This is a genomic window from Novosphingobium sp. TK46, from assembly GCF_055361525.1.
In genome coordinates this window covers 144,830-153,777 of sequence record NZ_JBSZKB010000002.1, presented here as the reverse complement: position 1 = coordinate 153,777, position 8,948 = coordinate 144,830, and the positions used below count along the sequence as shown (strand labels likewise).

The following is an 8,948-nucleotide window of genomic DNA, read 5'->3' as shown; positions in this document are numbered from 1 at the left end:
CGCGGCGATGGGGCTCGATGCCCCTGAGCCGCGTTGTAGCGCGAGAGAAAGAAGGAAGGAGGCCCGGGCGACTGCCCGAGCCTCCGAGAGGCGCTTACGCCCGTTGGACCGATTGTGCGGGACGCTGGTTGCTCAGCCGGCGAATGTGCAGCGGCACTCCGGCTTGGCGCAGGCGCTGCGCGAGGTTGGACTGGATGCCCGAGCCCTCGCAGACGATGGCCTCGATCGGCCGCAGCTTGATCAGGTTCTCGTTGCGCAGGAAGGGTGCGCGGTTGCCGTGTGCGCGGTTGGGGATGAAGCTGATCGCCTTGACCTTGCGCGCTTGAGCCCATGCGGTGGCGATGGCGTCGACGCCCTTGCGCATCCCGGTCGTGGCCAGGACCATCTCGGGGACCCGGGCCTTGATGTCGTCAAGGATCTCCCAAAGCATCTCGTGGTCGTGCCAGACCTGCCCGCCCGACACGATCACCATCGGACCGGTGGGTGCGTGCTCCTCGTTGCGCTGGCGGTTGCGTGCGGCGAGGAAGTCGCGGGCGTTGATCTGCGAGGCGGTGACCCCGTTGCGCGATACCTGCGAGCCGCGCGTGGCGGTGAAGGGCTTGCCGGTCTCGACCCGATAGACGGCCGAGGCGTGCTCGCGCATGGCCTCCAGAGCCTCGCGGCAACCCTGCAGGGTCTGGCAGAGCAGCTGGGTCTCTTCCAGTTCGACGGCGTGGATCTCGGACGGTTCGTAGTTGCGGGCAAGCTCACCCAGCTTCTTGGCGGCGTCGTCCTCGCGACCTTCGGCCAGGCGCGCGGTCATGTGGAAGGAGTTGACGAAGCCCCACACGATCTGCTGCGCGAACTCCTCCATGCGGGTGTCGCGAAAGACGTCGAAGATCGTGCCGACGGCAAGCTCGACGGCTGCGCGGGCCATGTCCGGATCGGGCATTTCGGTTGCGATCGGCTCTTCGTAGATGCTGAGCTTTGCCATCTCCGAGTGTTCGATGAAGGCGCCGTCGTAGCTGTGCTCGTGGGTCTCGTCGGCGCGGGCGATGCGGTCGTTGGCAAGGTTGGCGGCGAGGTCGGCGAAGTTGTTGATCTTGGTCATGAAAGGCCTCCAAAGTTTGACGCTCTCTCATCTCGTTCAGATGAAAGATGAAACTCATCAGGAGGGCCGGTCGCGTCGAGGTCAGGGACGGCCGCAGGCCGCCGCGAAGCGGGGAGTGGGGGAGCCGATTTTGTCGTTGTCCTGGAGCGCAGCGTAGGGGCGGCGGCAAAATTGGGGGGACCGCTCATCCTTGACGGAAGGCGTGCTTGAGGCCCCCATACTACGGCGATGAAGCTTGTCTGATACCGAGATGATAGAGAGTAGTTCGATTTGCCCCGCGCCTCGCGCGGGTTAACAGCAAATCGTCCTTCCCCCCTGTGCCATCGGTTGTTCCGGTGTGATCGAGCGTGGCGCAAAGAAGAAGGGCCGCCCGGTTTCCCGCAAGGGATCGTGACCCGTCAGGGCCGAGACCCGCGCAGCGGGGCTTGGTGGAGCTTGGGCGTTGAGCGCGCCGGCTACTGCCGGCAATGCGAAAGGCCCTAGCGGAATAGAGCCTGGTGACGCGCAGCGGCATGCGGCCATGGGTGCTTGCTCCTGGTATCGATCCAGCGTGCGGAAAGTGCTGGAACATCGCATGATGTGTGTTACCATACACCCTTGCAGTGTAGGAAGATCATCGTGTCATGGTGCTCAAGCTCAAGGAAGCTCGCAATCGCATTGGCCTGACGCAGGCGTCCGTTGCTGAATTGCTCGGCACGACGCAGCAGACGTACCAGCGCTGGGAGCAGGGCAAGACCGAGCCGTCGATTCAACAGCTTCATGCGCTGGCACGGATTCTGGGAACCAGTGTGCCGGCGTTGCTCGACTTACCGCAGGCGCCGAACGAGCGGGATCAGTCATTGCGCGACTTGTGCGAAGACCCGCGTCTGTTCTGGGGCCACGTTGGGATCCGGCTGCCGATGGCGCCTCAGACCATGTACTACCCCATCACCGAAGAGGGGCGTCTTCTGATCGAGATGCAGATGACCAGCTGCGAGGATGATGACCTGCTGAATATCGTGACGTTGGCGGACAAGGAGCTGTTCGTTCGAGCCGGTGCGATAGCCCGTCTGCACCTGGTCGATGATGCCTCGGATTTCCCGGGTGAACCCAGCGAGAGGGACGTTGGGATCATCGGCGTAGAGCGTGGCTACAGTCGTGAGACGTATCGGGCCCTGGCCAAGGCAGTGCCAGCGTGGATGGTGGATATGGAACCGGATTCTGAGATCCCGGCAGAGCTTCTGCGACAGGCTGAGACGATTGTCGCGACGGAACAGCTGGATCCGGACGAGGCATACGAGATGCTGACGCAGACGCGGGTCTGGCAGACCGATGGATCCGTTTACAGGTTTCGGAGTGAGGGTGCTTCGTTGGCTGAAACGGTGAGCCACTTGGCAGGCGAGATGGGCGGGTTTGTTCCGTTTGACGATGCTGGGAGTGAGTCCGAGGTGTTCTTTCCTTCGTCCCGGATTGCGATGATCGAGATGCCGATGCATTTGCTCGAGGGTGCGTCCGATGCGTTCGAAGACGAGCTGATCGCCGATCTAGGTGAGGATGGTACGTTCAGCACCTTGCAGTAGAGGTACACAGTTAGGCAGGTCCACTGGCTCTGCGCAGTGTTAGCCTGTCAGTGGATGCTGCGCGGGTCGGGTTTGGGTTCGAGGTAGAACTCGAAGTTCTCGATGAGCAAGGCTGCCTGCTTGGGCGCGGGTGTGGCGTCGAAGCTGAAAGTTCGTGGATGGCCGGACGAGATGAGCGCCAGTAGCGCGCGCATGGCGATATCGGAGATGCGGATACGGCAGCCCGCCTCGCCGGCGCGCTGCATATCGGTTTTCGGGAGCTTGAGTATGCGATCGTGCTCGGAGTGTTCGATATCGTCGGGGAGCGTGTAGAAGGTGATGCTGATCGGGAATGTGGTCTCGAAGTCGGGCGACCGGCCTTCCATCAGGACTTCGACCCACTCCCCAGCATTTGCGGTGTAGTCCACTTCAAGTCTGACAACGAGGTCTGGGTCGATGATCTTCACTTCGACCTCGTCGGTTATGCGGTCGCATTCGGTGGCCGTGCTCACGGCATTCTCCCTAAATTTATACAGTGCCGATAACAGCACTAGGCGCCAAGGCGAAGCCCTGGCGCTGCCTGTTCGGCGCGAAAACAGGCCGTTACGTGACAGTACGTAACGGCGAAGGGAGGCTCGATCTGACGTCCTGCATATGGGCGAGCCAGCTAATGTATAGATAACCCTCGGCAGGATCGTCGTTGATGCGGTCGTCGGCGACGAAGATGTGTGAGAGTTGGTTGGGTCCGAGTGCGTCCAGGTCGAGGCTATCGATGAGCTGGTCGCGGCGATCGGCGTAGCGTTCCAGGCTCTGGAGGCGCTGTGCGGCGCGATCGAGGTCGCGGGTTGCGGTGATGGCGAAGTCCTTCATGGCCGGTTACTCCTGCGTTGGTCCAAAGAGTAAGGGCGGCGCATCGCGCCGCCCTTACTGGGGTTCAGAGGAACTCGACGTCTTCGGCGATGATCTCGCAGCCGTAGCGGGTCTGGCCTTCGTTGTCGGTCCAGCGGGTGTAGTGGATGCGGCCGGTCACTGCGAGCTGGTCACCCTTCACCTTGTGGTTGCGAACACCCATGCCCTTGCCGTTGAAGATGGTGATCTTGTGGAACTCGGCGTCCTTGAGCGGGTAGCCGGTCTCGGGGTCCTTCTCGACCTTGCCGTCGCGGATGCGGGTGCGTTCGGTCACGAGGGTGAGCTCGGTGATGCGGGTGTCGCCGCGATCGCGGGCGACGGGGTCCTTGGCAAGGCGACCGACCAGGTTGACGATGTTCATTTTGCTAAGCCTCCAGTTGAACCGGTGGTTCGTCCGCCGGTGCCCCTGATGAGCCCACGGGCGGGGATTGACCCACCGCAGCGCAGCGGAGGGGAACCCCTAAGGACCGGGGTGGTGCGGGCAGGCCGCGTAGCGGGCAACTCGGCCCGGTTCGCCGGGGTTGGGTTGGTCCCCGAACGGGGGCAAGGGGCATTACCGAGGCGGTCGGAGCGCCGGGACTCTCTGGGGGCTGATCGCGCAAAAGAGCGACGTCATTCGGCTCGCCTTACTAGCGCAAGGATCCTGTCGCTTGTGATCGCCTCTCGTGACAGCCAGCATCATCGTGCTTGCCCGGCTTACGCTGATCGAATGCCATCGCGCGTCGGCATCCTGCGGGAGAGAGGATCGGATCGGTCTGCGCATGGATGTGGTGTTCCACGCTCACCAGCAGGGCCAGGGCAGTTTGCAGCCACGATAGAGGGCGCCGCGGTGACGGGCTGCGTCCACGCTCCTGGACGTCGCAAAACGGCGCCTTGGCCTGCCGCAGCGGTGATTGTCGTAGATATCGGGTTCCTCTGAACCCAAGCGAGGCGGTGCCGGCATTGTCCGCCGCACTTGATGTGCAGCGAACACGCGCGTGAGTTGCATGGAAAGACCCGCCACTCCGGCAGGGGGAACCGGAGGGCGGGTCCTTCCGCCGACGCGGGGGCACGCGTCGGCTTCTCTTGGAGACCTAGGTCTCGATTGTCAGACGGCGGTCCTTTCAATCGCTGCAGCGCCGTTCTCGGCCCCTTGCTGGCTCTCCAGAACAGCGACATCCGGGCAGCGCACCGAGATATCCAGCGTCTCGGCAAGCCTGAAGAGATCGCTGTGGGCTCCAACCAGATCGGACCGGGCATCGCCCAAGGTTCGTTGGAGGCGTGTCAGGCGTGCCATAGGCCGCTGTATCGCGTGAGCGTCGATCCCGGTGGCGACACGTGCGCCGGCAAGCTCGGCGATGAGACTGCTTGCACTGGCAAGGAGCGTATCAAGGTCGTCCTCGACCGATTTGATGCTGCGTGCGATCCGCATTCCTGCGACGGTTGGGGTCATGGCAAAGGTACTCCGTACAAGGATTGCGCCGGGCGGGTGTGCCCGGCGCCAGAATGGTTGAAAATCAGACGGTTTCGGGCTCCTTGACCTGCTTGCCACGTGCGGGCGTCTTGGGAGCGGGCGCGGTGCTGTCGCCCAGGCCATCGCCGGTGGCGTGAGTTTGATCGGTGCCGTGCTCGTCCTCGGGACCTGCAGGCGGCATTGGCGGGAGCGCGCTGTCACCGCCCATGGCGGGCATCTCGCGCTTGCGCTGCGGCCGGCGCCAGCTGACGTTGTAGCTGCCGTCGTCCTGCGGGAAGAGGGCCACGTCCAAAGCGCGATCGAGCGATGGATCATCGATGCGGCCCGAGAAGAAGCTCTCGCCCGAGCCGTTGGCCGAATATTCCCAGAGTGCACCGACCTTAACCCAGGTGCGGCGGTCGGCCGAAAGGCCCATCACGTCGAACGCGGGGGCCTTCTCGTTGTTCGAGGCGACCTCGCGCAGTGCCACGACCGCGTTGAAGCCCAGCGTCACGATGCGACCAACCGGGGTGCCCTGCTCGTTCAGCTTCAGATTGCCAATGTTCATGCTCATGCCACGTCTCCTGATGCGCCCGAACCCATTGTCCGGACCCACCATCCTCTTTCCCCCTCCTCCCCCGGGCCCTTCCGGCCCGGCCCCGCGAGAACGCGCGTATCCGCCACGCCAATCAGGCGAGGCGAGGTGGCTTGAGGCGACGATGTGGCTGGTTTTGCGGCGTCAGCCGGTCAGAGGTCTTCGATGTCGGCGAGCAGCGGATCGGCGTGGATCGGCGGTACGAACCAGGCGCGGTACTTGGGCTTCCACGCGGCGCGGCCGTCGATGATTTCAGCGATCGCGTTGCCTTGCGCCGATCCTGGCGGTGTCCAGATCGACACGTCGCCGTTGTCGAAGCGCGTGATCCATACCTTGCCAAGGCTGGTGTCGATCGTTTCTTTGTCCTGCGACATACCGCCATTCTTCGACAGACGATCGCCAGCGTCAACGCCCTTACTCATAGCGGGGTCGCTGCGCCGGGAAGAACTCGGGAGCGACCCGTTCAAAGACGATGACGGTGTGGCGCCCGCCTGCGTAAACGGCGGAGTCGACGCTAGGCTTGCAGCGCTGAAGGCGCTGCAGGAGCCGGTCGGCGCGCTCGCAGATTGTTCGGGCTCGCTCCTTGTCATGGATGACGGCGATGATGCGGGCGAGCTGCCCACAATCATACCACCATCCGCCTTCTTCCGGACCACCCCAAGCGCGGTCGACTTCATAGATAGCCAGCACGTGTGCCATGATGATTACCTCCGGTTGGTGCGCGCCTGGCGCAGATGGAAGGCCGTGATCGCGTCAGTTTGACGGGCGAGCTTCTGCTCGATCGACCCGATCTCATTGCGCGCTTCGAGCCGTAGCTCGCAAAGCCGGCGTTGGAAGTCGGCTTCATGCCGTTTGGTCCAGTCGCTGGCATAGAGACCGAAGGTCGTTGGCAGTGACTGGTTTGATCGCGTCGCTGCCTCGGCTGCTTGTGCGAGGCGCCGTTCGAGGATCTGCAGCCGTAGCTGGTTGTCGGAACGACGTTCGCGCATCAGGCGAAGTTGATACGCCGGCATGTGCAAGCCTTTCGATGTGGTGGTTGGTTGGAGTGCGCGGCTTCAGCGAGGCGCGCGGCGGTGAGCCTGCGCGCGCGCCAGCAAGGCGCGAATCTCGGCATCGTGCCGCAGAAGCTCATCCAGGCAGTCAGCCGCGCTGTCGGCAAAGGACGGGTGTTCGGGGTCGCTCATGTCGATCACGCCGACGATCGCCTGCAGTGTCTCGACGATGCTCGGCACGTGATCCGTGCGGGCGGCTTCCTGTGAGATTATGGCGGGCATCTTCATCTCCTTTCGTACGCCCGCTCCCTTTCCCCCTCACCTTTGATCCGCGGCCTGATCGCGCCAGCATCGCGCAAAAAAATGGGCTCGCCTCATGGCCGAGAGGCGAGCCCAGGTTGTGGGCCGACGCTGGAGGAAAGCGCCGGCCTCGGGGGGAAATGTCAGACGGTTTCGGGCTCCTTGACCTGCTTGCCACGTGCGGGCGTCTTGGGAGCGGGGGCGGTGCTGTCGCCCAGGCCGTCTCCGGTGGCGTGAGTCTGATCGGTGCCGTGCTCGTCCTCGGGACCTGCAGGCGGCATGGGCGGGAGCGCGCTGTCACCGCCCATGGCGGGCATCTCGCGCTTGCGCTGCGGCCTGCGCCAGCTGACGTTGTAGCTGCCGTCGTCCTGCGGGAAGAGGGCCACGTCCAAAGCGCGATCGAGCGATGGATCATCGATGCGGCCCGAGAAGAAGCTCTCGCCCGAGCCGTTGGCCGAATATTCCCAGAGTGCACCGACCTTAACCCAGGTGCGGCGGTCGGCCGAAAGGCCCATCACGTCGAACGCGGGGGCCTTCGCGTTGTTCGAGGCGACCTCGCGCATTGCCACGACCGCGTTGAAGCCCAGCGTCACGATGCGACCAACCGGGGTGCCCTGCTCGTTCAGCTTCAGATTGCCAATGTTCATGCTCATGCCACTTCTCCTGATGCGCCCGAACCCATTGTCCGGACCCACCATCCTCCTTCCCCCTCCTCCCCCGGGCCCTTCCGGCCCGGCCCCGCGCGAACGCGCGTATCCGCCACGCCATTCGGCGAGGCGAAGTGGCTTAAATGCGAGAAGTGGAGGGAAATTCGAGGCGCAACGCAGCGACGATTTCATTGCGATGGTGCTATCGCAGCTTGCAAGTACGGATTATTACTTTGTGTTTAGTCGAAGAAGGAACGCCGTCACCTATGCAGAGCGTCGAGACTGTTACGCGGGCTTCTATTGCGGCCGCCTTTCGGCGCGAGCTGGGTCTTACGTGCGAGGGGTCGTCCGCTTTGGTTCAATCGATCCTCGACCATATGTGTCTAGCGTTGGAGCGGGGCGAAAACGTCAAGATACGCGGCTTCGGGACATTCGTCCTGCTAGACAAGGCAGAGCGGATCGGCCGCAATCCGAAAACCGGCGTGGAGCACACGATTACGCCGCGACGTGTCATGACGTTCCGTGCCGGTGGCATCCTGAAGGATCGCATCATTCGCGCCGATCGCGAGCAGGCCGCGTTCGAGGATGTCAGACCGCGCATGCGGGCTAATCAGCGCTGAACTCGAACAGCCAGCCATTGATCTGTAACCAGGTGTTCTCATCGGGATCGTAAGCGACGAACGTGGAATCCAGATCGGCATTCGGTTCGATGAGAAGCTCGAGCGTGTGCATCGCGCAGTCGGCAATCACAGGCGCGGTGTAACCCGCCTTGATCGCGACAGCCTGGGTGAGACCCTCGGTCGGGAGTGCGGGTAAAGCAGTCTGGTTCATGGCTCATGGCTCCGGGATCATCGGTCGACGTTCGCAGTGCCGGCGTGCGCCCTCTGCGCTGTTGATCGCGAAGTTGATCTTTTGCGTGGCCTTGGGCGCACCGGCTTCGCGAAGCAGTTTGCGTGCTTGTCGCATCAGTTGCAATGCCTGGTCGATCTGGCGCTTCGCGCGAGGCTTGGCGGGTCTGAGCCGGCGCATCAGTAGTCCTCCGATGCCATGATCGTCAGCACGCGACGGGTGATCGAGGCGTCAGCGGGGTTTTCCGAGCCGTACTCGAGCTGCAGGTCGTAATAGTCCATCTTGATGAGCACAGTGACGCCGTCCACGTCGCAGCGGGCGAAGTCGCGTTCTGGCGAATCCGGGCTGAAGGTGCAGTTTCGTACCGCCTTCATCAGCTTGGCTTGAGCGAGGATCTTGCCTGGCAGCGAACCGTCCGACACGTGGGCAAGAAGCGTGGACGTCATCACCACCTTTGCGGTTCGGTCCAGCCCCTGCCGAACACGATCGTTCAGTCGCGCGATGGTTTCGGTCGAATTGAGTGCAGTTGCGAGCATGGCCGTTTCCTTTCAGCAAGTTCGCTCTTCCCTTCCCCCTCACCCTTCGTCGCGACATCG

16 protein-coding genes are annotated in these 8,948 nt (G+C 63.2%); 2 read left to right on the top strand and 14 right to left on the bottom strand.

Annotated features, from left to right (window positions below; genetic code table 11):
* Nucleotides 1-94: 94 nt before the first annotated feature.
* Nucleotides 95-1,090, bottom strand: a complete 996-nt coding sequence (locus tag ACXJ1Z_RS18930) for a DUF2493 domain-containing protein (protein ID WP_463781300.1) — start codon at nucleotides 1,088-1,090, stop codon at nucleotides 95-97.
* A 623-nt stretch (nucleotides 1,091-1,713) separates the two neighbouring features.
* Here ACXJ1Z_RS18930 and ACXJ1Z_RS18925 point away from each other — a divergent pair.
* Nucleotides 1,714-2,649, top strand: coding sequence for a helix-turn-helix transcriptional regulator (locus tag ACXJ1Z_RS18925; RefSeq protein WP_463781299.1), 936 nt, complete (start codon nucleotides 1,714-1,716; stop codon nucleotides 2,647-2,649).
* Between the two features lie 47 nt (nucleotides 2,650-2,696).
* Here the strand turns inward: ACXJ1Z_RS18925 and ACXJ1Z_RS18920 are convergent, their stop codons facing one another.
* The 10 genes from ACXJ1Z_RS18920 to ACXJ1Z_RS18875 all read right to left on the bottom strand — a co-directional run bounded on the left by ACXJ1Z_RS18920 (nucleotide 2,697) and on the right by ACXJ1Z_RS18875 (nucleotide 7,509).
* On the bottom strand, nucleotides 2,697-3,140 hold the full coding sequence (locus ACXJ1Z_RS18920) for a hypothetical protein (RefSeq protein ID WP_463781577.1): 444 nt from the start codon (nucleotides 3,138-3,140) through the stop codon (nucleotides 2,697-2,699).
* A gap of 91 nt (nucleotides 3,141-3,231) precedes the next feature.
* Nucleotides 3,232-3,498, bottom strand: coding sequence for a hypothetical protein (locus tag ACXJ1Z_RS18915; protein ID WP_463781576.1), 267 nt, complete (start codon nucleotides 3,496-3,498; stop codon nucleotides 3,232-3,234).
* 64 nt (nucleotides 3,499-3,562) lie between these two features.
* A complete protein-coding gene (locus ACXJ1Z_RS18910) occupies nucleotides 3,563-3,898 on the bottom strand; it encodes a single-stranded DNA-binding protein (RefSeq protein ID WP_463781575.1) in 336 nt (111 codons plus the stop codon).
* 726 nt (nucleotides 3,899-4,624) lie between these two features.
* The gene (locus ACXJ1Z_RS18905) at nucleotides 4,625-4,948 is read right to left on the bottom strand and encodes a hypothetical protein (RefSeq protein ID WP_463781574.1); all 324 of its coding nucleotides are present in this window, start codon (nucleotides 4,946-4,948) and stop codon (nucleotides 4,625-4,627) included.
* Nucleotides 4,949-5,033: 85 nt separating this feature from the next.
* Nucleotides 5,034-5,543, bottom strand: a complete 510-nt coding sequence (locus ACXJ1Z_RS18900; protein ID WP_463781573.1) for a DUF736 domain-containing protein — start codon at nucleotides 5,541-5,543, stop codon at nucleotides 5,034-5,036.
* A gap of 173 nt (nucleotides 5,544-5,716) precedes the next feature.
* On the bottom strand, nucleotides 5,717-5,938 hold the full coding sequence (locus tag ACXJ1Z_RS18895; RefSeq protein ID WP_463781572.1) for a hypothetical protein: 222 nt from the start codon (nucleotides 5,936-5,938) through the stop codon (nucleotides 5,717-5,719).
* Nucleotides 5,939-5,978: 40 nt separating this feature from the next.
* Nucleotides 5,979-6,263, bottom strand: coding sequence for a hypothetical protein (locus ACXJ1Z_RS18890; RefSeq protein ID WP_463781571.1), 285 nt, complete (start codon nucleotides 6,261-6,263; stop codon nucleotides 5,979-5,981).
* A gap of 5 nt (nucleotides 6,264-6,268) precedes the next feature.
* On the bottom strand, nucleotides 6,269-6,577 hold the full coding sequence (locus ACXJ1Z_RS18885) for a hypothetical protein (RefSeq protein WP_463781570.1): 309 nt from the start codon (nucleotides 6,575-6,577) through the stop codon (nucleotides 6,269-6,271).
* A gap of 42 nt (nucleotides 6,578-6,619) precedes the next feature.
* Nucleotides 6,620-6,838: a hypothetical protein gene (locus ACXJ1Z_RS18880; protein ID WP_463781569.1), complete on the bottom strand. Its 219-nt coding sequence runs from the start codon at nucleotides 6,836-6,838 to the stop codon at nucleotides 6,620-6,622.
* 161 nt (nucleotides 6,839-6,999) lie between these two features.
* Entirely contained in the window at nucleotides 7,000-7,509 is a 510-nt protein-coding gene (locus tag ACXJ1Z_RS18875) for a DUF736 domain-containing protein (RefSeq protein ID WP_463781568.1), read from the bottom strand.
* 260 nt (nucleotides 7,510-7,769) lie between these two features.
* Between ACXJ1Z_RS18875 and ACXJ1Z_RS18870 the strand changes: the two genes are divergently transcribed.
* Nucleotides 7,770-8,123: an integration host factor subunit alpha gene (locus ACXJ1Z_RS18870; protein WP_463781567.1), complete on the top strand. Its 354-nt coding sequence runs from the start codon at nucleotides 7,770-7,772 to the stop codon at nucleotides 8,121-8,123.
* Here ACXJ1Z_RS18870 and ACXJ1Z_RS18865 read toward each other — a convergent pair.
* Genes ACXJ1Z_RS18865 through ACXJ1Z_RS18855 form a run of 3 tightly spaced genes read right to left on the bottom strand, consistent with a single transcriptional unit; the run spans nucleotide 8,110 to nucleotide 8,888 of the window.
* Nucleotides 8,110-8,334, bottom strand: a complete 225-nt coding sequence (locus ACXJ1Z_RS18865; protein WP_463781566.1) for a hypothetical protein — start codon at nucleotides 8,332-8,334, stop codon at nucleotides 8,110-8,112. The genes ACXJ1Z_RS18870 and ACXJ1Z_RS18865 overlap by 14 nt on opposite strands.
* Nucleotides 8,335-8,337: 3 nt before the next feature.
* The gene (locus ACXJ1Z_RS18860; RefSeq protein WP_463781565.1) at nucleotides 8,338-8,532 is read right to left on the bottom strand and encodes a hypothetical protein; all 195 of its coding nucleotides are present in this window, start codon (nucleotides 8,530-8,532) and stop codon (nucleotides 8,338-8,340) included.
* Nucleotides 8,532-8,888: a DUF3768 domain-containing protein gene (locus tag ACXJ1Z_RS18855; RefSeq protein ID WP_463781564.1), complete on the bottom strand. Its 357-nt coding sequence runs from the start codon at nucleotides 8,886-8,888 to the stop codon at nucleotides 8,532-8,534. The genes ACXJ1Z_RS18860 and ACXJ1Z_RS18855 overlap by 1 nt, the downstream gene beginning before the upstream one ends.
* Nucleotides 8,889-8,948 lie beyond the last annotated feature (60 nt).